A 24,614-nucleotide genomic window follows, 5' to 3' on the forward strand; every position below is an offset into this window, starting at 1 on the left:
GTGCAGAACGCTGCTCTCACCGTGCTTTTTTTAATTTGTTGATGATTGATTAGTTGGAGCTAATTCGCAAAAAATCTAGGGGCGATCGCCTATTTTTCGACTTTGACCCCTTTCCAAAAAGCAATATAGCCTTGGATGTTTTTTGCGGCGTCCTTGGGCTCAGGGTAGTACCAGGCGGCATCCGGATTTTCCTGGCCGTTGACGCTCAGGGTGTAGTAGCTCGCGACCCCTTTCCATGAGCAGGTGGTGTGGGTGCTGCTTTCTTTGAAATATTCGGAATGAATCGCGCTGGGCGGGAAGTAGACATTGCCTTCCACCAGCTCAAACTGATCGCTTTCGGCTAAAACAGTACCGTTCCAAACTGCGCGGGCCATTGCTGTTTCTCCTAAGAAAATACCCCTGAACTGCCAGGGACCAGCCAGGAGTGGACAGACAAATTCCTGTCCTCGGCTGGGCTTTCCTTCCACTGTAGCGGGATAGGGTGGAAACGTTCCGAGGTCTGCCGCACAGCGATCGCGTTTTTCGTCCGAGAACCGCTGTATTCTGTTGGCAGATATTTGGCTCCTAGATATTCATTCCACTTTTTCGTAGCTGACTGGCCTATGAAACGCCCTGCGATCGCCCCTCCCTATCAACCCACGCCCCGCGAACAAGACAGTCGCAAACAGCTCCTGCGCCACGACACTCTCAAGGGTGTGCCAGAGGTGTGGGCGGAGGTGTCCCAGCGCTTTGGGCAGATCACGGCGCTCATTGACCCCCACGCCCAGCCGGTGGTGAGCCTCACCTACAGCCAGCTCAGTCAGCAGATCGGCCAATTTGCCGCAGGCTTGCAGGCCCTCCAGGTCCACGCAGAGCCCTGGGAGTCCGAGGACCTGCCGCCCCGAGTAGCCCTCTTCGCAGACGACAGCCCCCGCTGGCTGATCGCCGACCAAGGCTCCATGATGGCGGGCACGGCGGATGTGGTGCGCAGCTCCCAGGCCGACCGCGACGAGCTGCTGTTCATTCTGGAAGATAGCGGTGCCCGGACGCTGATTGTCGAAAATGTGGCCACCCTGAAGAAGCTCCAGGCCGGCCTGGGCAACCTGCCCCTCAAGCAAATTATTCTGCTGTCTGATGAGACCAGCGAGGCGATCGCCGGGGTGCCGGTCGCGAACTTTTCCCAGGTGATGGAGCTAGGGCGCGATCGATCGCCAGAGCCCATCCAGTGGCGAAAAGACGTCTTGGCTACCCTCATTTACACCTCAGGCACCACCGGCAAGCCCAAGGGCGTGATGCTGACCCATGGCAACCTGCTGCACCAGATCACGACCCTGGGCGTGGTGGTCCAGCCCAAACCGGGCGATCGCGTTTTGACCCTGCTGCCGACCTGGCATAGCTTTGGCCGCGTCGGCGAATACTTCCTGCTGGCCCAGGGCTGCACCCAGATCTACACCAGCATTCGCCACGTCAAAGCCGACTTTCGCAAGCACAAGCCCCAGTTTATGGTGGGTGTCCCTCGCCTCTGGGAGTCCATCTATGAAGGGGTGCAAAAACAGTTCCGCGAACAGCCCGAAAGCCGCCAAAAGCTGATTAATACGCTCCTTGACTTCAGTCGCCAGTATGTCGAAGCCAAGCGCGTGGCCCAGGGCCTGTTGCTGTCGGCGGAGCAGCCCGGGGGCCTCGCAAAGGCGATCGCCTCCCTCAAAGCTGCTGCCTTTTGGCCCCTGCACCAGCTCGGCGAGCGCCTGGTCTATCGCAAAGTCCGAGAAGCGACCGGCGGCGAGCTGACCTGCGTGATCAGCGGCGGCGGCTCCCTGGCCATGCACCTAGAAATGTTCTTTGAAATTGTCGGGGTTGACGTGCTGGTCGGCTACGGCCTGACCGAAACCTCGCCTGTCCTGAGCGCTCGCCGCTCCTGGCACAACCTGCGCGGCTCCTCTGGCCGCCCGATTCCTGGCACCGCCCTCAAGATCGTCGACCCGGAAACCCGCCAGCCCCTGGCTTTTGGCGATCGCGGCTTGGTCTTGGCCCAGGGGCCTCAGATCATGGGCGGCTACTTCCGCAACCCCACCGCCACCGCCAAAGCCATCGACCCAGAAGGCTGGTTCGACACCGGAGACCTGGGCTGGATGACCCCCAACTACGATCTGGTGCTGACGGGCCGCGCCAAGGACACCATCGTCCTCACCAACGGCGAAAACATCGAGCCTCAGCCCATCGAAGACGCCTGCCTGCGCAGCGCCTACATCGACCAAATCATGCTCGTCGGCCAGGACCAAAAGAGCCTGGGCGCCCTGATCGTCCCCAACCTCGAAGCGCTCCAGCAGTGGGCCTTGGGCGCTGGCATCACCAGCTCACCCGATGCCTCCCCTGACCTCCAGCATCCCAAAGTCCAGGAGCTCATCCGCCAAGAACTCAACCGCGAAGTGCGCGATCGCCCCGGCTATCGCCCCGACGATCGCATCGGTCCCTTCCGGCTCATGGCCGAACCTTTCTCCGTCGAAAACGGCATGATGACCCAAACGCTAAAAATTCGTCGCCCTGTCGTCATGGAACGCTACCAGGGTATGATTGACGAGATGTTTTCCTGATCCACCCCCTCAACGATCTTCGGTCACGCAAATCTATGGAAGTTTCGAATTCCCAACTGCTTCTAAAGCGAGCTATCAACGTGAAGGTTGTTGTAACTTCCCGGTGGAAAGAAGAAGCACAGCAGCAGCTCCAAGGCCAGATCAATCAGCTAGACCGCCAGCTCCAGCAGTTGGAGATGCAGGCTCAGCGGATGATCACAGAAATTCAGAAGCAAAACCCCCAATCTGCGCAGCAGATTGACTCTGTTCAAACGCAGCTCAATCAGCGCAAAAGCGAACTGCTCGAACAGAAAAATCAAATTCTTCAGCAGCTGCAGCAGGTCCAACTGCTAGAGCTAGAACAAGAGGTCAATCAGGGTCAAATCGAAGGCTTCTTCCGCGTTGAAAAAGGGGACAACCTGATTCAAAAAATGCAGGTGGAAGTGTTGCTGCGCGATGGCATCGTAGAAGACATTCGCGGCGATATTTAGGCTTTAGCGTTTTGGTGGGCGATCGCCTTCGGCGGCTCTTAGGGAACTGCTCTCGGGAATGAAAAGCTCGAAGAGCGATCGCCCTTAGCGGGTCAAAACTATCTCGTTTTCGAGTCTCCGCGCTCCTAGCGGCTGCCAGGTGCTGCGCAAAGGCGCGTGCCTGCCCTCGACTCCCTTTTGCCTTCCACGGTTTGTGGACGTTATCTCGTTCTGGCACCGCCAGTCGAGATACAATGCCTTGTGGTCTAAACAGCGTTTATTCATAGTCGGAACCTCCATGATTCACGAAGTTTTCATGCCCGCTCTGAGCTCCACGATGACCGAGGGGAAAATCGTTTCCTGGGTCAAATCGCCGGGTGACAAGGTGGAAAAAGGTGAAACCGTCGTTGTCGTGGAATCCGACAAGGCCGATATGGACGTCGAGTCCTTCTACGAAGGCTACCTGGCCACCATCATCGTGGATGCGGGCGGCTCCGCACCGGTCGGAAACGCGATCGCCCTGATTGCTGAGACCGAAGCCGAAATCGAGCAGGCCCAGCAGCGCGCCAGCACCCAGAGCGCCCCTGCCGCTGCACCCGCCGCGCCCGCCCCGTCTGCTGCCGCCCCTGCCGCCGAAGCTCCCAGCGCCGCCAGCAACGGCGCCTCGGCTAGCCCCGCCGCCCGCGAAGGCCGCCTCATTGTCTCGCCTCGCGCCCGCAAGCTTGCCAAAGAACTGAAAGTTGACCTGTCTACTCTGCGCGGCAGCGGCCCCCACGGCCGCATCGTCGCCGAAGACGTCGAAGCGGCCGCTGGACGTCCCGCCAGCGCGCCGACCGTCCAGGCTGCCAGCCTTACTGCGGCTGCGCCGGTCGTCGCCAGCGCGCCCGCTGCTGCGGCTCCCGCTCCGGCCCCAGTGGTCCCCGGCGAAGTCACCCCCTTCAACACCCTCCAGAAGGCTGTGGTCCAGGGCATGGTGGCCAGCCTCCAGGTTCCTGTTTTCCGGGTCAGCTACAGCATCGGCACCGACAAGCTCGACCAGCTCTACAAGCAGGTGAAGTCCAAGGGCGTGACGATGTCTGCCCTGCTGGCCAAGGCCGTCGCTCTGACCCTGCAAAAGCATCCCCTGCTCTACGCCGCCTACACGGATCAAGGCACGCACTACAACAGCGCCATCAACGTGGCGGTGGCGGTGGCCATGGACGACGGCGGCCTGATCACCCCGGTCCTGCAAAACGCTGACCAGGTGGATCTCTACTCCCTCTCGCGCACCTGGAAAGACCTGGTGCAGCGGGCTCGGGTCAAGCAGCTACAGCCCCAAGAGTACAACTCGGGCACCTTCACAATTTCCAACCTGGGCATGTTTGGCGTCGATACCTTTGACGCGATCTTGCCGCCGGGCCAGGGTTCGATCTTGGCGATCGGCGCTGCGAAGTCCCAGGTGGTGGCCACGGGGAATGGCTTCTCGATCCAGAAGCAAATGCAGGTCAATATCACCTGCGATCACCGGATCATCTATGGAGCGCACGCAGCGGCTTTCCTCAAGGATCTGGCCGACCTGATCGAAAACAACACCCACTCCCTGACGCTCTAGGCAATCGCCCAACCGACAACTAAAGGATGGCAGGCATGAAAGCAGTGCGAATGACCGCACCGGGAGATCCTGAGGTTCTCCAACTGGCGGAGGTGGCCAAGCCCGAACCGAGCGATCGCGCCTTGCTGGTGCGGCTCAAGGCCGCCGGTGTCAATCCCATCGACACCAAGCTGCGGCAGCGGGGGACCTTCTACCCCGATCAAATGCCTGCCATTCTCGGCTGTGACGGGGCGGGCATCGTGGAAGCAGTAGGCCCTGGGGTGCAGCGCTTTCGGGTGGGAGATGCGGTGTACTTCTGCAACGGCGGCCTGGGAGGACATCCGGGCACCTACGCGGAGTACGCCACCGTGGATGAGCGCTTTGCGGCCCACAAGCCGGTCTCTGTGGACTTTGTGACGGCGGCGGCGGCTCCCCTCGTGCTCATCACGGCCTGGGAAGCGCTCTACGATCGCGCTCGCCTCGACGGCGGCCAGCGAGTGCTGGTTCATGCTGGGGCCGGGGGCGTGGGGCATGTGGCCATCCAGCTAGCCAAGCTAAGAGGGGCGCAAGTGGCCACGACGGTCAGCAGCGAAGAAAAGGCTGACTTCGTGCGGCAGCTGGGCGCTGATCACGCTATTTTTTATCAAAAAGAAGATTTTGTGGCGTCGGCCCTGAGCTGGACCGGCGGCGAAGGGGTGGACATCGGCTTCGATACGGTGGGGGGTGCAGTGCTCTCCCAAACCTTCGCGGCGACTCGGGTCTACGGCGATGTGGTGACGATCTTGGCGCCGGACGCCCAGACTGACTGGAAGACGGCCCGCGATCGCAACTTGCGCTTTAGCCTGGAGCTGATGCTGACACCGATGCTTCAAGGGTTGACCGAGGCTCAGCAACAGCAGGCGCAGATTCTAGAGGAGTGCGCTCGCTGGATTGACGGCGGGCAGCTGCGGATTCACGTCGGCCAAACGTTTCCTTTGGCAGAAGCGGCAGCGGCCCATCGCCAGCTGGCGACGGGCCAAACTGTGGGCAAAATTGTGCTGATTCCGGATGCTGAATGAGGCGATCGCCCGGGGCGTGGGTCGAGTGGCGTAGGGCTGGAGCCCAGATCTTGGGGGTAATACTGCTGCTTGCGGCGCTGTGGTGCTGCTGGCTGATGCCGGCTGGGGCGGCTCCCTTTGGCGATGACGCATCGAAGCGTCAGCCCGATCGCCAGCTCTTGACCCTGGAGCTTCTGCAAGAAAGGCTGCGATCGCCCCTCGATCGCGACGGCCTGAAAGTTCTGGATCTGCGGCAGCTCACCATCGATCTGCGGCCCGAAAATGCCGAATTTCGAGAGCAGTTTTACCGGCGCTTGCAAGCCCAGCTTCAGCGCTCGGGCTCCTCTCCCCTGGGTCTCGATTTGAGCTATTCCCTGGTGCAGGGAGAGTTCCGCATTAGCCAACTGGGCCTGCGGGTGCCGCGCTATGGCCAGGCCCTCTCGCCCCTGCTGACCCCCGAGGAGCAGACCCAGCTTCAGCGCGATCGCCGCCGCCTGAGCCAGCTCCAGCAGCTCTCTCAGTCCCTCCTGTTCGAAAATAGCCTGGGCACCACGCCCCCGGCCCAAATCTCGGTTTTTCGAGGCCCGCTCAACCTGACCCAGGCCCGGTTCAGCGGCTTTGCCAACTTCAGCAATACGTTTTTCCTCGATCGCGTCGAGGCTCAAGGCGCGACCTTTGGTCAAGATGTGGACTGGTCGGAGGCGCGCTTTAGCCAGCTTTCCAACTTCGCCAGCGTCAGCTTCCAGCAGGCGAGCCGCTTCCGCAACACGATCTTTTTTGATCGGGTCCGCTTCAATCAGGCTCGTTTTCAAGGGCCTGTGAGCTTCCAGGGAAGCGAGTTTCAGGAGACGGCCAACTTCAACCAGGCGCTGTTTGAGAGAAGCGCAAACTTTAGCCGGATCCAGTGGCAGCAAAATGCGGACCTGGCTCAAACTCAATGGCTGGACCAGGTGCAGTTCAACAAGTCTAGGTTCTTGGAAAGCTGCTTTTTTAATGAGGCGATTTTTGAGAAATTCGCCACGTTTCGCGAGGTGCTTTTCCGGCGGCCGGTCAACTTGCGGGGGGCGACCATCCTCGATCAGGTGGACTTTAGCGATGCGGCCTTTGCCCAGGGCGCTTACTTAAATCTGGCGGGCCTCAAGTTTGACGCCGATGAAGCGAAGATTTTGGGCGATCCGGGCCGCATTGGGCAGCTGCTCTCGGTGCCGTCGCTCCAGGGAAACGAAACGGTGCTGCGGAACCTGGTGCGCAACTTTCGGCGGCTGGAGCAGATTCCTGACGCCAATCAGGTGGAGTACACGACGGAGCGACTGCGGCTGCGGGAGCTGGGGCAGCGGCTGCTGGGGCTGAACTTGAACATTGCAACCCCGGAGCAGCTTCAAGACCTGGGGCTGTCAGCGGCCCAGGCAGCGGCGATCGCCCGTCGCCGAGAGCAGCAGCTCTTTCGCAACAGTACGGAGCTGCTGGGGGTGGAGGGCATTGATCTGGCGACCTATGTGAAGCTGCGGGATCAGGTAGTGGCGGGAGATCCGCTGTCCTGGGGGAGCTGGCTGCTCCAGGCGCTCAACTGGCTGGGCCTGAGCCTGCTGCTGCTGCTGAGCCAGTACGGCACGAATTTTTGGCTGGTGTTTGGCACGGGGCTGCTGGCGATCGCCTACTTTAGCCTGCTGTTTTGGCTGGTGGATCGGGTTCGGCGCTGGGGTCAGCCGCCGGTGCGCCCCACCTGGGACGAGGTTGCGTGGACTCTGGGTAGCGTGCTGGTGCAGGCGTTGGCAGGGCTGCTGGCGATTTTTCGCACGGCCAGCGATCCGTGGCTCACGCTGCTGAGCTTGGCCATTATTGCGGTGCCGCTGCCGGTGGTGCTGCTGGCCTGGCTCTACGGTCTGGGCCGCTGCCACGATTTGAGCCAGGTCAGCTACTTTGTAGAAGACGGCAGCTTGCGGCAGCTCCGCCTGCTGATTGGCCGCTTGCCGGTGATGCCGCGCTACGGCTTCTTTCGCGATCGCTATATGCCGCTGCTCTGGGATCGCCGCTGGAACTGGCTCAACTACTACGATTTCAGTCTCAATAACCTGCTGAAATTCGGCTTTAATGACATTCGCCTGCGCGACGAGCAGATGCCAGGGCCGATCTCGACTTTGGCCTGGTATCAGTGGAGCCTGGGGTTGCTGTACATCTCCCTGCTGCTGTGGACGCTGTCGCGCACGATTCCCGGCCTCAATTTGCTGATTTATTTCAAGTAGCTGTTTCCCACTCGACCGATGGCGATCGCCCCTTTCTCCTCCTTGACCCTGCCCGAAGACTTGCCCCCGGCCCTCGCCCAGGCCTGCCGAGATTTCTTGCTGGCCTCCGCAGGCGATCGCCGCCAAGCGTTGCGCCAGTTGGGCTTGGGCCGCTACGACTTTTTGGTCTCGCTGCCCGCGACCGACGCTAATTTGCGCTGTCTGAGCCGCTTTTTGGCCCAGCCGAGCCGCGTGAAGTTTCCCCAGCTTCAGGGTGTGGAGCTGCCGGGTGCGGCCCTAGAGGGCGTGAACTGGATTCGCGGCAACCTCCAGGGAGCGAATTTGCAGGGCGCTCGCCTGGGCCGGGCAGATTTGCTGTTTGCTGATTTTTCGGGAGCGGATTTGCGGCGGGCCGATTTGCGAGGCGCGACCCTCGCCGAAACGGTGTGGCATCAAGCGCAGGTGCAGGGGTGCCACCTCGGGACGGATCTGGGGCTGAGCCCTGAGCAGGCCCGGGACTTGGTGCGGCGAGGTGCAATGATTGCAGACTCAGACGCCTAGGAACTAGGCGTCTGAGTCTAGCTCGTACAGGAGCCAGTGGGGATAGCCAAAAGAATCGGTCCCTTGGGGACAAAGGTCATTGGGCGCGCGATCGCTGATCCACTGGGCGATCGCCTGAAGCATGTCCCCTTGCTGAGCCGCCTCCCCAAAGGCTTCTAGACCCAGGCTCCACCATGCTGCCTTTTGCACCTTGAGCTCGGTGATCTCGACGCCGCAGCCGCAAGCCACCCGCCGCCCCCGCTGAACCGGCTCTACCTCATGGGCTGCACTCAGGGTATAAAAGCGCTGCGATCGCCGCTTGTCAACGCGCAGCCACGGCCCTTTGCGCAGAATCTGGGGCGCAATCACCGCCTTCAAAATCGGGCTGCCCACCTGCCATTTCAGCCACTGCTCCGGTTTTCCAGACCACCCCGCCGCTGTTGTGAGCTTGGGCAGCTCGGCCTGACGCAGCTTGAGCTCGAGGTGTCCCTGGCGCAGCTTGAGATTGACTGCCTCTAGGCCCGGAATCGGCAAGTAGCGATCGCTGCGAGACTCCAGCGGCGTGATATTGCGCCCCAATGGGTCCTGCTGAAACCAATTTTGAATCGATGGCGTGATTGGGCCGTGGTAAAACCAGCGTACTTCGGTCGTCATCGCCATGACTGCGTTATCCCCACCGCTTGCGTCTTGGCTTCAGCCTACCAACAGGATGCAGTTTGCAGGGATGTCTTGGAGACGTAAATCGATCAAAAAGGCGATCGCGGACGATCTTTCAAGTCACTCCCCCAGCCAAGTTCTCACCCAGTCCGAGCCTGTGGGAAAATGCCAGGGAAAGCGAAATGAAAGCATTGATATTGCAAGGAATAGCGTGACTGTGTCTGGTACTGAAATTATTCCGTCCACGCTTCAGGCCGAGCAGCCTTGGTTTGACTATCCTGTGCGGGTGCAGCCTCATCACACAGACTATTCAGGCGGCGTTTGGCATGGCACCTATCTCACCTGGATGGAAGCAGCGCGAGTAGAGTGTCTCCGATCCCTGGGCGTGGACTTTGAAGAACTGGTGGCTCTGGGATGTGATTTGCCAGTGGTAGAAATATCCATTCGCTATCACCGGCAATTGCAGATGGGCGCTCAAGCCTTGGTGCGAGCCCGAATGCTAGAAGTGTCTGGGGTTCGCATTCCTTGGGAATATCAAATTCAGGCCCCCGATGGTCAGGTGCTCTACACGACTGCTCAGGTGACTCTGGTGGCAGTCGATCGGGAAAAAGGCAAAATTCTGCGTCGTTTGCCGGCGACGGTGGAAACTGCACTGACGCGCTTGGCTGGCAAAGCTTTCTAGCGCATTTAACCACGCTTGAATACAAGTGAATACAAGCCAAGCGCGCCGCCCTGAATGATTTTCGGGCGGCGCGCTTGCTACAAGCTGATGGTGCTCAGTTCAGGCTACAAGCGAGGCCTAGACCGCTTGCAGGGTCGGCAAAGCGCGCTTGTACGCTTCGTCGAGGACCTCAGAGAGGGTTGGATGAGTGTGCACCAAGAAGGCCAAATCGCTGACAGACTGGCGCTGGGCGATCGCGTTGGCCGCCTCATGGATCAAGTCAGCGGCGTGGGGACCGATGATGTGCACGCCGAGGACTTCGCCGGTGTCTTGGCGATAGATGACCTTCGCCATCCCCTCGGCTTCGCCTTCCGCGATCGCCTTGGAGTTGCCCTTGAAGTGCGATCGCACCACATTCACCTCAAACCCTTCAGCGCTGCCCAGCTCGCGGGCCGCAGGCTCCGTGAGACCCACAAAGCTGATCTCTGGGTGGGTGAACGTCGCTGCTGGGACGCTTCGGTAGTCCACCTGGCGCGGACGGCCACAAATGGTTTCCACCACAGCGATGCCCTGGGCGGATGCCGCGTGGGCCAGCATCATCTTGCCGGTCGCGTCCCCGATCGCCCACACGTTCGGCACCGCTTGATCATTCGCCAAAACGGCCATCGAGTCGTCCACCGGAATAAATCCGCGGCGATCGGTTTCCACGGCGATCGTCTCTAGCCCCAGGTCCTTCGTTGCCGGAATGCGGCCCGTAGCCACTAGGCAGGCGTCCACTTCCAGCACTTCCACCAGTTCCTTCGTCTTCGGATCGGCCAGCTCGATCACTACCGGCGAACCAGGAATCACCTTCCGCGCAATCAGCCCAACCTTGGTCTCGATATCGCGCGTCGCGATCAAGATCCGCTGAGCCAGCTTGGCCATGTCTGGATCAAAGCCCGGCATCAGCTGATCGAGGGCCTCGATCATCGTCACTTCTGCGCCCAGAGCCGTATACACATCCGAAAACTCTAGGCCGATGTAGCCGCTGCCGATAATGGCTACCCAGGGCGGCACGGTTTCCAGCTTGATACCTTCATCGCTGGTGAAGACCGTCTTGTGATCGACCTCGATGCCGGGGGGCACGAAGGGAATAGAGCCCACGGCAATAATGATGTCTTTGGCGCTGTAGGTCTTGTCGCCGCTTTCGGTGGTGACTGTGACCTGCTGGGCGCCCGAAACGCGCCCCCAGCCCTGGATGGTGTCCACGCCCAGACGCTTGAGGCTATTCGTCAGGTCGCCCCGGATCTTGGTGACCAAGTTGATGGCGTGATCGGCGATCGCCTGCCGGTCAAACACCACATTGCCAACCTGAATACCCAGTGCTTTGAGGTGATGAGTATCCCGCAATTCCCGCACTCGGCCCGAGGCGGCTAGCAGCGCCTTTGAGGGAATGCATCCGCGGTTGACGCAGGTGCCGCCCATTTCCGCTGCTTCGATAATTGCAGTTTTCAGACCACAGCTCACAGCGTGGAGGGCCGCCCCATGGCCGCCGACTCCCGCTCCAATGATGATGAGGTCGTAATCGAAAGACTGACTCACTTCACCCTCCTGGCACACAATTCTCCTATTCTCGACTGCCGAGGGGGCTTTAGACAACACTTCCCCGGACACCCTGTATTCTCTCCTGCGTGCACAATTAGGCGTTTTCGGCGGAACCTGTCAAAGATCCCAGATCTCCCACTCGATCGGCTAACGGGGGCTGAAAAGTCACAGTTTTTGATGACAAATTTGGGTAATGCTCGTGATTTCAATCGCTCTGAACCATGGTGAAATACGCTCATAGCCCTGTTTGTGCGATCGCCCTTCGCCTAGCAAGTCAAGGGCTTGGGGACTAGAGCTCTCAACGAAACCCACTTGATTTGAGTCCGAGTTGTCCTTACCACAGCGATCGCGCTGATGTATTCATCTAGGGCTGGGGCATCCTTAAAAATATGAGGTCAGAGCCAAAGTCTGTTCCAAGCCAGCCTGTTGCTGGGAGAGGGATGCAGCATCGGTGTTACTGGCTCAAGTCAAATCCGAAAAGCCAGTCTGCCGACTGTAGCAACGACTAAAACATTTGTTTTGATGAGGGAGTCAAGCGTTATGAATCAGCGTCAGCAGGAGTTACGTCGCGCCGCGGCTGAAGCGTTTGCGCAGTCCCTCGACCACCTGAGCAAAACCCTCAACGAGCAGCCTGAGACGCCTCCAGAGCCCACCGTCCCAAAACCGGCTCCGCCTAAAGCCAAAAAAGCCTTTGACCTGGCGGATTTGGAAGCAGCCGCAGCTGATATTGAGCAGTTTATGGAGTCTCGCCAGAAAAACTCAGACGTCTAGGGATGTTCGCGCTGGCGCTTGGCCTCATAAAGGACTAAGGAAGTGGCGATCGCCACGTTCAAAGACTCCACCCCAGCGCTTAGGGGAATCTGCACCTGATGGTCCGCTAGGGCCATCAAGTCCTCAGACAGTCCTGCTCCCTCGTTGCCCACTAGCAACAGACTGGGCTGCCGAAAATCCAGCTCCCAGTAGCTCAGGCGAGCGCTGGGCACCGTTGCAATGGTTTGAATTCCCTCAGCCCGCGCCGCCTCAATCAGTTCTGGTAGCCGATCGCTCACCCCCATCGGCAACCGGAACCACTGGCCCGCCGTTGCCCGCAACACTTTCGGATGGTCCAGATCGACGCTGTCTTCGCTGACCCACAGGCCGTCAACGCCGGCAGCGGCAGCGGTGCGAATGATGGTTCCCAAGTTGCCCGGGTCTTGGACCGTCTCCAGGACCAAGCCGAGCTGCACTGGCAGATCAGGCGGGCTCGGCAGCTGCCGGGCGATGGTGGCCACAACTCCGTCTGGATTGACAGTGGTGGCGATCGCCGCCAGCACGGCAGGACTCACCAGCTCCATCCGGTCCGTTCTTTGGGCCACCACGGGCCACAGCTGGGGATAGCGGGCCTGCCAGCTCTCGGTGAAGCACACCGTCAGCAAGGGATAGCCCGCCGCGATCGCCTCCTCCAGCAGATGAGTCCCCTCCAGCAAAATCTGCTGTTGCTGATGCCGTTCCTTTGTCCGCTGTAGCTTGCGGAGCTGCTTGACCAGGGGATTTTGGAGACTCGTCAGCATAGACCGATGAAGACAGAATTTGAGGGGCGATCGCCCCAGCAGTCAAAAGCTAGAGACTTGCACTGCGAAAGATCCAAAAGCGTATGGCCCCGACAAACATCAGCTTCCTAACGTTGGTCGAGGCCACATCTTACTGGCTTGCCGTTCACCAGAGCAGGTGAACTTCCGATGCGGAACCCGGGACTTGAACCCGGAAGTCTTTGCAGACACTAGAACCTGAATCTAGCGCGTCTACCAATTCCGCCAGTTCCGCTTGTGGCGCTGTTTGCGCCGCGATTACATATAGTTACTTAAAAAACCGGACGAGTCAAGGGGGTAGCTGAAAATTTTTTCCAGCTGCCTTGGCGAACGAAAATGATTCCCTAGAATCAACCCTAGACATCTGAAATCTTTCCGGTAAAATCTAAACCAAAATTCAAAGTCTGCTAACACACTCCCTAAGTCTTGGAGGTCAGGCCAATTACTTCTTCTCTCAGCTCGTCGAACTCGTCACTGTCTCCCGAAGCAGGCCAAGAAGCGCTGCACATCTGGGGACGGACTCCTCTGAAGGGCCACGTCACCATCAGCGGAGCCAAGAACTCGGCACTGGTGCTGATGGCTGGCTCATTGCTCTGCCCCCAAGACTGCCGCCTGCGCAATGTCCCGTCCCTGGCAGACGTCAACCGCATGGAGCAGATCCTGGCTGCTCTTGGGGTTCGCATTCAGCGCAACGGTGATGCACTAGATATCAACGCGAGCGATCTGGGACACTCCCAGGCTCCCTACGACCTGGTGAGTCAGCTGCGCGCCAGCTTTTTTGTGATTGGTCCCCTCCTGGCCCGCCTCGGCGTCGCCCGAGTGCCGCTGCCGGGTGGCTGCGCAATCGGTGCTCGCCCTGTGGATCTCCACGTCCGCGGCCTCCAGGCCATGGGTGCGGATGTCCAGATTGACCACGGCATGGTCCATGCCTACGTCACTGGCCCGAGCCGTCGCCTCAAAGGAGCTCGCATCTATCTGGACTATCCCAGTGTCGGTGCGACCGAAACCCTGATGATGGCGGCGACCTTGGCGGATGGCGAAACCATTTTGGAGAATGCGGCCCAAGAGCCCGAAGTGGTGGATCTGGCCAACTTCTGCCGAGCAATGGGCGCTCGGATCCGCGGCGCTGGGACCAATACCATCACGATTGCTGGGGTTCCTAGCCTGCACACAACGGATTACAGCATCATCCCCGATCGCATCGAAGCTGGGACCTTCTTGGTGGCTGGGGCAATCACCCACTCGGACATTAGCCTGTCCCCCATCATTCCCGATCACCTCACAGCGGTGATTGCGAAGCTCAAGGAAATCGGCTCCCAAGTGATTGTGGAAGCGCCGAACCGGATTCGCCTCATCGGTGGCCAAACCCTGCGAGCAACGGACATTGAGACGCTGCCTTATCCAGGATTTCCCACCGACATGCAGGCTCAGTTTATGAGCTTGCTGACCTTGGCGGAGGGTGACAGTGTGATCACGGAGACGGTGTTCGAGAACCGCCTGCGTCACGTGGCTGAGCTCAACCGGATGGGGGCAGATATCCGCGTAAAAGGCACCCACGCGATTATTCGGGGTGTGCCGATGTTGTCGGGTGCCCCTGTGGTGGCGACGGACCTCCGGGCTTCGGCGGCGCTGGTGGTGGCGGGTCTGGCGGCTGAGGGCAAGACGGTGATTCAGGGCCTCAACCATCTCGATCGCGGCTATGAGCACCTGGAGGTGAAGCTCCAGAAGCTGGGTGCGCGGCTTCAGCGAGTCCCGATGGACGCGAGTGAAGTGGTGGTTTCTCCATCGACGGCGCTGGAAACGCTCTAAAGCTAGGTCAATGAACCGAGGGAGCGATCGCTCCCTCCCAAAGCTCTAACCCCGCGATCGCTATACTGGGGGTTAGAGCTTTTGCTATGGGGGTCTAGGCTCCCCTCATTTTGGGTCCCAGGGTAGAAATCATCATGACGTTCCCAAGACAAGCACTCGTGGGTTTGACGGCGAATCAGTTTCGCCACCCTCTGGATTTGGAAGCAACCCGGGCGCTTCAGCAGCTTCCAGGACTTGATTTGGCGATCCGGAGCCTGCTTGGGCCTGTGGCAGAGCAGTTTTTCTACCTAGACAATATTGCTTCGAGTATTCGGGTGGGCAAAGATCAGTTGCCAGACTTGCACCATTTGCTGCTTGAAGCCGCTGCGATTTTGGATCTAGAGCCGCCAGAGCTGTATTTGCGACAGCATCCGGTGCCCAACGCGTACACGTTTGCCATGCGGGGTCGGCAGCCGTTTATGGTGATTCATACGTCGCTTTTGGAGTTGCTCAATCCTCCAGAAATCCAGGCGGTCATGGCTCACGAACTGGGCCATCTCAAGTGTGACCACGGGGTGTACCTGACGCTGGCCAATTTATTGGTGCTGGCGGCGGGGCAGTTGCCGAGCTGGGGAGCGGCGATCGCCCAAAGCCTCCAGGCCCAAATGATGGAATGGCTCCGGTGTGCCGAGTTTACGTGCGATCGCGCAGCCCTGCTGGTGGTCCAGGATCCCAAGATTGTGGCATCGTTGCTCATGAAGCTCACGGGCGGCTCGCCTAGCCTTGTCTCCAAGCTGAATGTGGACGCTTTTCTAGCCCAGGCTCGCTCCTATGAAGACCTCAGCCACACCCAGCTGGGCCAACTCCTCAAGCAGGCCCACGCGACCAACTTGACCCATCCCGTGCCGGTGCTGCGGGCCAAAGAAATCGATCGCTGGGCTACGAGCCAACTTTACCAATCCCTTTTACAAAAGCGTTCCATGCCCTATAATGGGGAAGCTTCATCCAAGGGCGGATGGCGAAATTGGTAGACGCATCACACTCAAAATGTGACGGCTTCGGCCGTGAGAGTTCGAGTCTCTCTCCGCCCATTTTTCGAAAACGTCAAAGTCCTCTGTGTAGTTCTCAAAGACGAACTCACGGGTAACCTATGGCTCGGTATCTCAAGCGTTGGGAGTCGCCCCGCAAAGAGGGTCGCAACGACAAAGGACGAGGGGGCTCTGCGCGTCAGCGCCAGCTGAAAAAGCGTGAACAGCAACTGCGCAAACGCCTGCAAAAAGAAGGGGATGCTTCACCAGACAGCGCTTCGCCTCCACACCCCACAGACCCAACAAAAAATCAAACAAACAAAAGGGAGAGAATCGAACAAGTTCTCTCCCTTTTGTTTTAGAAATTTCGTGGGGCGATTCGGCAGGCAAGACTAATCCTCTCAGCAATCTTTGAGCTGAGCGAGGGGCCTAGCGCGGATGGCGGGGGGTGGGATTCATGATGGGCAGCGGCGCCTGAGAGGAGTTGGGCGGTAGGTACCGCTGGGGCACAGGCTCGCTTTCTTCTGGCTCGTACTGTTGGAACTGCCACCAACGATATGCCAACGCCAAGCCAATGGTTCCTAATCCAAACAGCGTAAGAGAAGTACTTTCTCCGAATCCGCCAATGAAAGCATCAACACATCCAATAGTGACTGCGAAGCAAAAAACCGGCTCTCTTCGATAAGCAGACTTGATGATGCGAGGCAACACGGCATTCATATCGTAGGGATTGTTCTGAAGAGGTTCCCAAAGGAACATTCGCCCTTCAGTGTACAGGAGAAATTACCTTCTCCCATCTCTCTCCTAGGCTAACCCAGACTGGGAATTTCTTCCCATAGGTTTACGATCGCTTTAGGTCACTCAGAAGAGCGTCCAGCCAACCCCAGACAGGCTGAAGGCTGGCTGAGCACTCTCCCATAGAACTAAAAACAGCGGAAAAGGAAGCGGGACAGTTTAGCCGAGACCGAGCCAGGAGAGCAGGCCTTGACCGCTGACGTACTCAATGATGAGGGTCAACACAAAACCGATCATGGCTGCCCGGCCATTGAGACGCTCAGCATATTCACTGAAGCCGAACTTGGGATCTTCAAACTTGGGGGTGGTTGTCGGTTGAGGCTGTGTCATGATTTTGAACCTTGTGCTTCTGCAGAGTTGACGATGCGTGTAAGACCTCGACTGACCGGATGGTCTTTCGATCATCCCTACTGGGAAGACGATGGTCTCATAGTCCAACTCTAGCGCAGTTTTACAAAACTTTACAGGCTGTAAAGCTGATGAACAGGCACGATCGCGCTTTTCAGTGTTCTCAGAGGATCTGCATTTCTGGCGTTTTCTCGCTGCCTACTGGAGAAAATCCTCTGCTTCCCGCCTGCGGTAGAAATTTGCGTAAAACCACGGAGTGAAAGTTTGGCGATCGCCTTTGACCGGAAGAGAAGATTCGATTGACGTCTCTGGTGTTGCGATCGCCAGAAAATGGCGGACGACTCCCGAGCTAAAAGGCGTAACGCGTCTGAGAAGTTTTTGGAGCCAAGAAGTTTCGCTCTAAAAGTTGATGGCGATCGCCCTCCAGAATCGTCATGCTGATTACAGTACATCAGCAAAAAAGTAAGCCATAGTAAACCTGTCAAAGGCAAAAAACAGCCCTTTTGTCGAGGATAAACCCAAGACTTACTAGGGCAAAATTATGCTGAAAATTCTTGAAGCAAGAGAGTTGTAAGGATTTTAAAGAGTCTGTATTCAAGGCCAGACACTCGAAAAAAGAATGTTTATTCTGGAGAAAAGCCGCCAACTGAAACGTGCTGTAAACCTATTGGGATCAGTGCCTTAGGTCGGTTTCAGAGCTGAAGTGCAGGGATGACAGATTCACAAAGCAGAGATTGAAGAGGTGCTGCATGGAAATCGGCGTTCCCAAAGAAATTAAGGATCAAGAGTTTCGAGTGGGCTTGAGCCCGGTGAGTGTGCGGGTCCTGGTTGAAAACAATCACCAAGTTTTTGTACAGACTGGTGCCGGAGTGGGATCGGGCTTTTCGGATGGGGAGTACAAACAGGCGGGTGCTCAAATTGTTGAGGATGCTAGGGCGGCCTGGGACCACGAAATGGTGGTCAAAGTAAAGGAGCCGCTGCCCGCAGAGTATGAATTTCTCAAGCCCAATCAACTGCTGTTTACCTACTTGCACCTGGCAGCCGATCGCCGCCTGACAGAAGCGCTGCTAACGTCGGGGATAACGGCGATCGCCTATGAAACTGTCGAGCTTCCCGATGGGCGCCTGCCTCTGCTGATGCCCATGAGCGTGATTGCAGGCCGCTTGGCTGTGCAGTTTGGCGCGCGATTCCTAGAGCGCCAAGAAGGTGGCCGAGGCGTACTGCTGGGCGGTGTGCCAGGGGTTCGCCCGGCCAATGTGCTGGTCTTGGGGGGTGGCGTTGTGGGGACGGAGGCGGCCCGAATTGCCGTAGGCATGGGGGCTCACGTGCAGATCGTCGACATCAATGTGGACCGACTGACCTATTTGGAAACGCTGTTTGGTTCGCGGGTGGATCTGCTCTACAGCAATTCTGCGCAAATTGAGGCAGCCACAGCCGATGCGGATCTGCTGATTGGGGCAGTGCTGCTGCCGGCCCGCCGCCCGCCCACTTTGGTGCCGCGATCGCTCGTTCGCCGGATGCGGCCGGGGTCTGTCATTGTCGACGTTGCCGTGGACCAGGGCGGCTGCGTGGAGACCCTGCGCCCCACGTCCCACACGGAGCCAACCTACGTCGAGGAAGGGGTCGTTCACTACGGCGTTCCCAATATGCCTGGCGCTGTGCCCTGGACTGCGACCCAGGCGCTCAACAACAGCACGTTCCCCTACGTTTTGAAGCTGGCCAATCAGGGGCTGGGCGCTCTGTCTACGGACAAAGCCCTCGCTGGTGGCCTAAACGTGAAGAACTATCGGCTGATGCATCCAGCGCTCCAGCAAGTTTTTCCGGACTTGGCCGCTTAGGCTGGGTCCAGCGGGTCTGGGGGCGATCGCCTAGCTAGTGGACGAGGACTTCTTGCGGGTGGATTTGGTCGAAGACCGGGTGCTGGTCTTAGTCCCGGTCTTCGACGACTCTTTTTTGGCGGCAGTTTTGGTGGTCTTCTGCCCAGCAGTCTTGGTGCTGCTGCTCTTGCGAGTACCCTTTTTCTTCGTGCCTTCCTTGGCCGCTAGGAGCTCGAGGGCTTTCTCTAGGGTGATCGACTCGACGGTTTCGCCTTCGGGAATTCCCGCGTTAGTTTTGCCGTGCTTGATGTAGTGGCCGTAGGGACCCTCATAAACATTGATGGCTTCCCCGTCCTCGGGATGAGCGCCGAGTTCTCGAAGCGGTGCTTTGGACCGGCTGCTGCGGCTGCCGCGTCCTCGCTTGGGCTCTGCCAGCAGCTCAATGGCGCGCTCTAGGGTCACGCTCAAGACATCATCACCGGCTTTGAGGGAGCGATAGTCCTTGCCCTCTTTGCCCTGATCGTGCACCACGTAGGGACCAAAGCGGCCCAGGCCGGCCTGGATTCGAGCGCCGGTCTCAGGGTGAGTCCCCAAGGTGCGCGGCAAGGACAGCAGGCCCACGGCCATCTCCAGAGTGACCTGCTCGGGACTGACCCCCTTGGGCAAAGAGGCTCGCTTGGGCTTGGGCTGCTCTTCGGTGGCGTCTCCAAGCTGGACGTAGGGTCCATAAGAGCCAATTAATAGATAGATCGGCTCGCCGGTTTCTGGATGGAGCCCGACTTTGTCAGGGCCTTCGGTTTTCTGGCGCAGCAAGACTTCGATTTGCTCCCGGTCTAGGTCAGCCGGGGTCAAATCCTTGGGAATGGAGGCTTTGACCATGCCATCGCCGTTCTCGGCCTCGATGTAGGGCCCGAAGCGCCCGATGCGGATTTTGGCGTCGGTAATGTTGTCGAGCTCGACGGTGCGCGCTTCGTTGGGGTCGATCTGGTCTTCGCGGGTCTTGACCTGGTTTTCGAGGCCCGAATCGCCGCAGTAGAACTGGCGCAGGTAAGGCAGCCATTCTACGTCCCCCATGGAGATTTCGTCGAGGGTCCGCTCCATCCGGGCTGTGAAGCTGGTGTCCACGAGATCGGGGAAGCTTTTTTCGAGGAGCGAGGTGACGGCAAAGGCCGTGAAGGTGGGCACGAGGGCGTTGCTCACGAGCTGCGCATAGCCGCGATCGATGATGGTGCTGATGATGCTGGCGTAGGTGCTGGGGCGGCCGATGCCTTCGCTTTCGAGGGTTTTGACGAGGGAGGCTTCGGTGTAGCGTGCGGGCGGCTGGGTTTCGTGGGCGATCGCCTCTAGGGCCTTGCAGGTTGGCTGGTCGCCCTTTTTGAGGTTGGGCAAAATCACTTCTTGATCTTCGATCGCCGCATCTGGATCGTCGGAGCCTTCCACGTAGGCCCGGAAAAAGCCGGGAAAGTCAATTCGCTTGCCTGACGCGCGAAACACGGCGTCTTCGACTTCGATGTTGACGGTGATGTGCGTTTGGCGAGCCTCGGCCATCTGGGTGGCGACGGTCCGCTTCCAGATCAGGTCGTAGAGAGAGAGCTCGCGGCCGCTGAGACCGGTTTCCTGGGGCGTGCGGAAGCGACTGCCCGCTGGGCGAATGGCTTCGTGGGCTTCTTGGGCGCCCTTGCTCTTGGTGGCGTACTGCCGGGGCTCGGGGCTGAGGTACTCGGGGCCGTACTTGTGCTCAACGCAGTCGCGAGCCGCGGCGATCGCCTGCTGCGACAGGTGCACCGAGTCTGTCCGCATGTAGGTGATATAGCCCTGCTCGTAGAGGCTTTGGGCCGTCCGCATGGTTTCCTGGGCGGACAAGCGCAGCTTGCGGTTTGCCTCCTGCTGCAGCGTGGAGGTCGTAAACGGCGGAGAAGGCTTGCGAGTGGAGGGCCGCTCGTCAATGCTGGCTACGGTCCAGGGCTTGTCCTGGAGCCGCTCCCGCAGGGCGATCGCCTCGGTTTCATTGAGCAAGACGACCTCGCGACCTGCCAAAATCTGGCCCGTATCCGGATCAAAATCGCTGCCCGTCGCCAGTCGCGTTCCGCCCAGGCTCACAAGCTTGGCTTCAAAAGCATTTTTGGCCTTGGCCAGCGTGGCCTTGAGATCCCAGTAAGCCCCCTTGCGGAAGGCGCGTCGCTGCCGCTCCCGGCGGACCAGCAGGCGCACGGCCACCGACTGAACGCGCCCCGCTGAAAGCCCCCAGGCGATCTTTTTCCACAGCAAAGGCGACAGGGTGTAGCCTACCAGGCGATCGAGGATGCGCCGGGTCTCTTGGGCTCTCACTAGCTGATCGTTCACCGTCCGGCAGTTCTTGAGGGCGGCCCGGATGGCGTCTTCGGTGATTTCGTGGAAGACCATCCGCTTGATCGGCACCTTGGGGTTGAGAATCTGGAGCAAGTGCCAACTAATGCTCTCTCCTTCGCGGTCTTCGTCCGTTGCCAGGATCAGTTCATCAACGCCTTTTAGAGCATCTTTGAGCTCTTTAACGACTTTCTTTTTGTCCTTGGGCACCACATAGATCGGCTCAAAGTCGCCGTCTACATTGACCCCCAGCTGGGCCCATCGCTCTCCCTTGATCTCGCCTGGAATTTCGCTTGCGGACTGTGGCAGGTCGCGTACGTGCCCCATGGATGCCTCAACCCGGTAGCCCTGGGGTAAGTAGTTCCGAATGGTACGCGCCTTGGTGGGAGATTCGACAATGACCAGAGTTGACATGGGGATACTTAGGGCGTGAAGAAAAGTCTGAGATGTCCCAGTGAGCGTTAAGCAGTCGCTAAAGGCGAGGTTTTAAAGAGAGGTTTTTCAAGAAACCCCGAAAATGTCAAGCAATGCTGAGTGTACGAGACAGCGGGATGGCCGAAAAATCCTTGGAATGGGGCGAAGGTGCGATCGCCCAGCGCCAAAGCCTCAAAATTAGGGTGATTGGCTCGGGCTGGGCCAGGACAGGAGCAACCAAAATCCCAGTTCACACTGCCCTGGGCCGCTGGCCTCAGGATAGCAACCGAATCCGCTGGGGTGATCAAGCTTTACTCTCTCTTATAGCGGATTCGCTGAGAAGACAACCGCAAAGGGGGACGCTTGGGGACTAGAACTTGGTCTCTGCGGGGGGTATTGGTAGGTACGATCCAGCGAAGAAGACTGACCCGCACTCTATAACTTAGATAGCGAGTTTGGCTAGAAATTTCCAAATGGCTCTTTGGTTCGAGAAGGAAAAAATCTTGGATGGCGATCGCCCCTGATCGTGATGCTGCCTAGCCTACACGCCTTTTCGGCTGGTAACTGTTGGGGGGCGGCTCTTCGCCGCTCGTTACAAATCGCTATAGAATCTCCCAGAAAATGCGGAGAAATGGTGCTTCGAGCGATCGCTCAGGGATCCTCCAGCGACCTCTCCCCTTATGGGGCGATCGCTGACCGTGACATACTCCTACGCGGATACTGACGCATACAGCGTAGGCTTCTCAGTGACCCCTGGTAACCCATCGGGCGTATCCTGAGCTTTATTTTGAGTCCACGGAATGCCCTACCGCAGACTTTGAACAAGGACCAAAGTATGTTCAACCTCTGTACTGTCAAAGTTTTACGCATCCACAGAAACACGAATTCGCTATGACTGGATGCAACCGCATACTTTGAGTTGTTGTGGTTCAGATTTCAGGGCGGCGATTAGCTCAAACCCTTGCCCTGACTATATCACCCCTACTTTGTGCCATGAACGATTTGCTCGTTTCCTCCCCCTTCCCTTCCCGCGCCTGGGGCATAGGTCAGGGGAGCGTCGTCATCTCACTCGCATTCATCTCACGCCAAGCCAAGGATGATGGCGTGGGGCTTCTGCTGCTTTAGCTAAAGTGCCATTTTTGGCTCGCCCACGAGCCACTCCTCCTTTTCCTGAAGCGTTTGGGGCAGCCAGATGCGCGACGATCCCCAAAATTCCGGTAGGATTGCTCTTGGTAGCCCCCGTCGATCGCCCAGCTTGGGCAAGTCTAGAACCGGTGTGCACTGGCCCCAAGACGCCACGCACACTTGCTGACACCACTCCCAAAACGACGCGAAATTCCCGAGACTTTTGGGCAAAAAGGCCAAAACTCGGGAGATTGTAGCGACGCTTGATGTGAAAGATTGGAAATTCCAGTCATTCGCAGCGAGAAAAAGTGTCAAGCTGATTATGGCGATCGCCTGCGCTTCCTCGAATATCCCTTGCCTTTAGACAAGACGGTTTCGGGAGCGACGGTCTCCCAATGTGTGCTGAGAAAGCAGTTCAACCCGAGAACGTTATGGACTTTGCAAATCTTGCAGCCCAGCTTAACGCCGGAAATATTTTGCCGGAAGGCATCGTCATCATCACACTGCTGGCGGTGCTGGTTGGGGATCTGATTGCGGGCAGAGGATCGGCCCGCTGGACACCCTATCTGGCCATTGCAGGCCTTGCTGGCTCTGTGGCGGCGCTGGTTTACCAGTGGAATGTCGTCGAACCCCTGGCGTTTCTGGGCAGCTTTAATGGAGACGCCCTGAGTGTGGTGTTTCGCGGCATCATCGCACTGTCAGCGGCAGTCACGATTTTGATGTCAATTCGCTACGTGGAGCAGTCTGGTACCTCCCTGGCCGAATTCATCGCAATTTTGCTGTCTGCTACGGTGGGCGGCATGTTTTTGTCCGCGGCCAACGAACTGGTCATGATCTTTGTGTCCCTGGAGACGCTCAGTATCTCGTCCTACCTGTTGACGGGCTACATGAAGCGGGACCCGCGCTCCAACGAGGCAGCCCTCAAGTACTTGCTGATCGGAGCGGCGAGTTCGGCGATTTTCCTATATGGAATTTCACTGCTCTACGGCCTGTCCGGCGGGGAAACCCAGCTTGACTTGATCGCGCAGAAGATCTCTGAACTCGGTCAGCCCATTGGCCTGCTGATTGCCTTGGTCTTTGCGATCGCCGGTATCTCCTTCAAAATCTCGGCGGTGCCCTTCCACCAGTGGACGCCCGACGTTTACGAAGGCTCTCCCACCCCGGTGGTGGCCTTTTTGTCCGTTGGCTCTAAGGCGGCAGGATTCGCCTTGGCCCTGCGCTTGCTGATCACCTCTTTCCCCTTGCTGGCCGATCAGTGGCACTTCGTCTTCACGGTGCTGGCCATCCTCAGCATGGTGCTCGGCAACGTGGTGGCCTTGGCCCAGACCAGCATGAAGCGAATGCTGGCCTACTCCTCCATTGCCCAAGCGGGCTTTGTGATGATTGGCTTGATCACTGGGACTGAGGCGGGCTACGCCAGCATGATTTTCTATCTGCTGGTTTACCTGTTTATGAACCTGGGCGGTTTCACCTGCGTGATTCTGTTCTCGCTGCGCACCGGGACGGACCAAATCAGCGAGTATGCGGGCCTCTATCAGAAAGATCCGCTGCTCACCCTGGGCCTGAGCATCTGCCTGCTCTCTTTGGGCGGCATTCCGCCTCTGGCTGGCTTCTTTGGCAAAATCTACCTGTTCTGGGCCGGTTGGCAAGCAGGCCTTTACGGCTTGGTCTTGCTGGGTCTGGTGACCAGCGTGGTCTCCATCTACTACTACATCCGCGTGGTGAAGATGATGGTGGTCAAGGAGCCCCAGGAAATGTCTGAGGTGGTGCGTAACTACCCAGAGATTCGCTGGAACCTGCCCGGCGCAAGACCGCTGCAAGTGGGCCTAGTGCTGTCCTTGGTGGCTACCTCCCTGGCGGGCATCTTGTCCAATCCCCTCTTCACTTTGGCCAACGATTCGATCACCCGGACGGCGCTGTTTCAGACTGCTGCTGTGACTCAGCCGGAGCCTGAGGCCGAGCCGGTTATCCAGGCGCTGGTCGCTCCGACCCTCAGCCCGATCGATGGCTAATCTCGCTGGCTAGAGCGACTCGACGCTTGCTACAGCCCCGGCGGGGATGAGGCGTCGAGGTTGCGCCTAGCCCAATTCTTTGC

20 protein-coding genes and 2 tRNA genes are annotated in these 24,614 nt (G+C 58.6%); 14 read left to right on the forward strand and 8 right to left on the reverse strand.

Going from position 1 to position 24,614, the window contains the following annotated elements; translation table 11 throughout:
- Window positions 1-89: 89 nt before the first annotated feature.
- Window positions 90-374 carry a DUF427 domain-containing protein gene (locus GEI7407_RS05990; protein ID WP_015171244.1) on the reverse strand — a complete coding sequence of 95 codons (285 nt, stop codon included), beginning with the start codon at window positions 372-374 and terminating at the stop codon, window positions 90-92.
- 228 nt (window positions 375-602) lie between these two features.
- Between GEI7407_RS05990 and GEI7407_RS05995 the strand changes: the two genes are divergently transcribed.
- From GEI7407_RS05995 to GEI7407_RS06025, 6 genes are all read left to right on the forward strand, one after another.
- Window positions 603-2,570: an AMP-binding protein gene (locus tag GEI7407_RS05995; RefSeq protein WP_015171245.1), complete on the forward strand. Its 1,968-nt coding sequence runs from the start codon at window positions 603-605 to the stop codon at window positions 2,568-2,570.
- Window positions 2,571-2,605: 35 nt separating this feature from the next.
- Window positions 2,606-3,040 (forward strand): YlqD family protein, encoded by a 435-nt coding sequence (locus tag GEI7407_RS06000; protein WP_015171246.1) that lies wholly within the window; start codon window positions 2,606-2,608, stop codon window positions 3,038-3,040.
- A 277-nt stretch (window positions 3,041-3,317) separates the two neighbouring features.
- Window positions 3,318-4,610: a dihydrolipoamide acetyltransferase family protein gene (locus GEI7407_RS06010; RefSeq protein WP_015171247.1), complete on the forward strand. Its 1,293-nt coding sequence runs from the start codon at window positions 3,318-3,320 to the stop codon at window positions 4,608-4,610.
- Between the two features lie 35 nt (window positions 4,611-4,645).
- Window positions 4,646-5,647: a zinc-dependent alcohol dehydrogenase family protein gene (locus GEI7407_RS06015; protein WP_015171248.1), complete on the forward strand. Its 1,002-nt coding sequence runs from the start codon at window positions 4,646-4,648 to the stop codon at window positions 5,645-5,647.
- A gap of 50 nt (window positions 5,648-5,697) precedes the next feature.
- The gene (locus GEI7407_RS06020) at window positions 5,698-7,869 is read left to right on the forward strand and encodes a pentapeptide repeat-containing protein (protein WP_223294488.1); all 2,172 of its coding nucleotides are present in this window, start codon (window positions 5,698-5,700) and stop codon (window positions 7,867-7,869) included.
- 18 nt (window positions 7,870-7,887) lie between these two features.
- Window positions 7,888-8,409 carry a pentapeptide repeat-containing protein gene (locus GEI7407_RS06025; protein WP_015171250.1) on the forward strand — a complete coding sequence of 174 codons (522 nt, stop codon included), beginning with the start codon at window positions 7,888-7,890 and terminating at the stop codon, window positions 8,407-8,409.
- Between the two features lie 3 nt (window positions 8,410-8,412).
- On the opposite strand, the gene GEI7407_RS06030 is transcribed toward GEI7407_RS06025, so the two are convergent.
- A complete protein-coding gene (locus GEI7407_RS06030) occupies window positions 8,413-9,048 on the reverse strand; it encodes a hypothetical protein (RefSeq protein ID WP_015171251.1) in 636 nt (211 codons plus the stop codon).
- A 214-nt stretch (window positions 9,049-9,262) separates the two neighbouring features.
- On the opposite strand from GEI7407_RS06030, the gene GEI7407_RS06035 reads away from it, so the two are divergent.
- Window positions 9,263-9,727: a thioesterase family protein gene (locus tag GEI7407_RS06035; RefSeq protein WP_223294489.1), complete on the forward strand. Its 465-nt coding sequence runs from the start codon at window positions 9,263-9,265 to the stop codon at window positions 9,725-9,727.
- 117 nt (window positions 9,728-9,844) lie between these two features.
- Here the strand turns inward: GEI7407_RS06035 and lpdA are convergent, their stop codons facing one another.
- Complete coding sequence (gene lpdA, locus GEI7407_RS06040) at window positions 9,845-11,287, reverse strand: dihydrolipoyl dehydrogenase (RefSeq protein WP_041268749.1); 1,443 nt, start codon at window positions 11,285-11,287, stop codon at window positions 9,845-9,847.
- A 543-nt stretch (window positions 11,288-11,830) separates the two neighbouring features.
- On the opposite strand from lpdA, the gene GEI7407_RS06045 reads away from it, so the two are divergent.
- Window positions 11,831-12,061: a hypothetical protein gene (locus GEI7407_RS06045; protein ID WP_015171254.1), complete on the forward strand. Its 231-nt coding sequence runs from the start codon at window positions 11,831-11,833 to the stop codon at window positions 12,059-12,061.
- Here GEI7407_RS06045 and GEI7407_RS06050 read toward each other — a convergent pair.
- Both GEI7407_RS06050 and GEI7407_RS06055 read right to left on the reverse strand, forming a co-directional pair.
- Entirely contained in the window at window positions 12,058-12,840 is a 783-nt protein-coding gene (locus tag GEI7407_RS06050) for an RNA methyltransferase (protein WP_015171255.1), read from the reverse strand. The genes GEI7407_RS06045 and GEI7407_RS06050 overlap by 4 nt on opposite strands.
- Window positions 12,841-13,009: 169 nt before the next feature.
- A tRNA-Leu gene (locus GEI7407_RS06055) sits at window positions 13,010-13,093 on the reverse strand.
- A gap of 191 nt (window positions 13,094-13,284) precedes the next feature.
- Between GEI7407_RS06055 and murA the strand changes: the two genes are divergently transcribed.
- The 4 genes from murA (at window position 13,285) to GEI7407_RS19920 (ending at window position 16,036) form a co-directional block, all read left to right on the forward strand.
- Window positions 13,285-14,667: a UDP-N-acetylglucosamine 1-carboxyvinyltransferase gene (gene murA, locus GEI7407_RS06060; RefSeq protein ID WP_015171256.1), complete on the forward strand. Its 1,383-nt coding sequence runs from the start codon at window positions 13,285-13,287 to the stop codon at window positions 14,665-14,667.
- A 134-nt stretch (window positions 14,668-14,801) separates the two neighbouring features.
- The gene (locus tag GEI7407_RS19915; protein ID WP_015171257.1) at window positions 14,802-15,677 is read left to right on the forward strand and encodes a M48 family metallopeptidase; all 876 of its coding nucleotides are present in this window, start codon (window positions 14,802-14,804) and stop codon (window positions 15,675-15,677) included.
- Window positions 15,656-15,737, forward strand: a tRNA-Leu gene (locus GEI7407_RS06065). Before GEI7407_RS19915 ends, GEI7407_RS06065 begins: the two co-directional genes overlap by 22 nt.
- Before the next feature lie 59 nt (window positions 15,738-15,796).
- On the forward strand, window positions 15,797-16,036 hold the full coding sequence (locus GEI7407_RS19920) for a hypothetical protein (protein ID WP_041268291.1): 240 nt from the start codon (window positions 15,797-15,799) through the stop codon (window positions 16,034-16,036).
- A 67-nt stretch (window positions 16,037-16,103) separates the two neighbouring features.
- Here GEI7407_RS19920 and GEI7407_RS21905 read toward each other — a convergent pair whose 3' ends face one another.
- Window positions 16,104-16,244 carry a hypothetical protein gene (locus GEI7407_RS21905; protein ID WP_315863839.1) on the reverse strand — a complete coding sequence of 47 codons (141 nt, stop codon included), beginning with the start codon at window positions 16,242-16,244 and terminating at the stop codon, window positions 16,104-16,106.
- A gap of 384 nt (window positions 16,245-16,628) precedes the next feature.
- On the reverse strand, window positions 16,629-16,799 hold the full coding sequence (locus tag GEI7407_RS21320) for a hypothetical protein (protein WP_015171259.1): 171 nt from the start codon (window positions 16,797-16,799) through the stop codon (window positions 16,629-16,631).
- A 767-nt stretch (window positions 16,800-17,566) separates the two neighbouring features.
- Here GEI7407_RS21320 and ald point away from each other — a divergent pair.
- Entirely contained in the window at window positions 17,567-18,655 is a 1,089-nt protein-coding gene (gene ald / locus GEI7407_RS06080; RefSeq protein WP_015171260.1) for an alanine dehydrogenase, read from the forward strand.
- A 30-nt stretch (window positions 18,656-18,685) separates the two neighbouring features.
- Here the strand turns inward: ald and topA are convergent, their stop codons facing one another.
- Window positions 18,686-21,394 (reverse strand): type I DNA topoisomerase, encoded by a 2,709-nt coding sequence (gene topA / locus GEI7407_RS06085; RefSeq protein WP_015171261.1) that lies wholly within the window; start codon window positions 21,392-21,394, stop codon window positions 18,686-18,688.
- 1,556 nt (window positions 21,395-22,950) lie between these two features.
- Between topA and GEI7407_RS06100 the strand changes: the two genes are divergently transcribed.
- Window positions 22,951-24,531 carry an NAD(P)H-quinone oxidoreductase subunit N gene (locus GEI7407_RS06100; RefSeq protein WP_015171262.1) on the forward strand — a complete coding sequence of 527 codons (1,581 nt, stop codon included), beginning with the start codon at window positions 22,951-22,953 and terminating at the stop codon, window positions 24,529-24,531.
- The last annotated feature ends 83 nt before the right edge of the window (window positions 24,532-24,614 follow it).

Origin of the sequence: Geitlerinema sp. PCC 7407 (genome assembly GCF_000317045.1) — a bacterium.
Taxonomy (GTDB): domain Bacteria; phylum Cyanobacteriota; class Cyanobacteriia; order PCC-7407; family PCC-7407; genus PCC-7407.

What these genes read in the sequence shown, in the direction of transcription:
- GEI7407_RS06045 (WP_015171254.1), top strand. Translation starts at nt 11,831, where the DNA reads ATGAATCAGCGTCAGCAGGAGTTACGTCGCGCCGCGGCTGAAGCGTTT.
- ald (WP_015171260.1), top strand. Translation starts at nt 17,567, where the DNA reads ATGGAAATCGGCGTTCCCAAAGAAATTAAGGATCAAGAGTTTCGAGTG.
- GEI7407_RS21320 (WP_015171259.1), bottom strand. Translation starts at nt 16,799, where the DNA reads ATGACACAGCCTCAACCGACAACCACCCCCAAGTTTGAAGATCCCAAG.
- GEI7407_RS06015 (WP_015171248.1), top strand. Translation starts at nt 4,646, where the DNA reads ATGAAAGCAGTGCGAATGACCGCACCGGGAGATCCTGAGGTTCTCCAA.
- GEI7407_RS19915 (WP_015171257.1), top strand. Translation starts at nt 14,802, where the DNA reads ATGACGTTCCCAAGACAAGCACTCGTGGGTTTGACGGCGAATCAGTTT.
- GEI7407_RS06100 (WP_015171262.1), top strand. Translation starts at nt 22,951, where the DNA reads ATGGACTTTGCAAATCTTGCAGCCCAGCTTAACGCCGGAAATATTTTG.
- GEI7407_RS19920 (WP_041268291.1), top strand. Translation starts at nt 15,797, where the DNA reads ATGGCTCGGTATCTCAAGCGTTGGGAGTCGCCCCGCAAAGAGGGTCGC.
- GEI7407_RS06050 (WP_015171255.1), bottom strand. Translation starts at nt 12,840, where the DNA reads ATGCTGACGAGTCTCCAAAATCCCCTGGTCAAGCAGCTCCGCAAGCTA.
- GEI7407_RS05990 (WP_015171244.1), bottom strand. Translation starts at nt 374, where the DNA reads ATGGCCCGCGCAGTTTGGAACGGTACTGTTTTAGCCGAAAGCGATCAG.
- GEI7407_RS06025 (WP_015171250.1), top strand. Translation starts at nt 7,888, where the DNA reads ATGGCGATCGCCCCTTTCTCCTCCTTGACCCTGCCCGAAGACTTGCCC.
- GEI7407_RS06000 (WP_015171246.1), top strand. Translation starts at nt 2,606, where the DNA reads ATGGAAGTTTCGAATTCCCAACTGCTTCTAAAGCGAGCTATCAACGTG.
- topA (WP_015171261.1), bottom strand. Translation starts at nt 21,394, where the DNA reads ATGTCAACTCTGGTCATTGTCGAATCTCCCACCAAGGCGCGTACCATT.
- GEI7407_RS06010 (WP_015171247.1), top strand. Translation starts at nt 3,318, where the DNA reads ATGATTCACGAAGTTTTCATGCCCGCTCTGAGCTCCACGATGACCGAG.
- GEI7407_RS05995 (WP_015171245.1), top strand. Translation starts at nt 603, where the DNA reads ATGAAACGCCCTGCGATCGCCCCTCCCTATCAACCCACGCCCCGCGAA.
- GEI7407_RS06030 (WP_015171251.1), bottom strand. Translation starts at nt 9,048, where the DNA reads ATGGCGATGACGACCGAAGTACGCTGGTTTTACCACGGCCCAATCACG.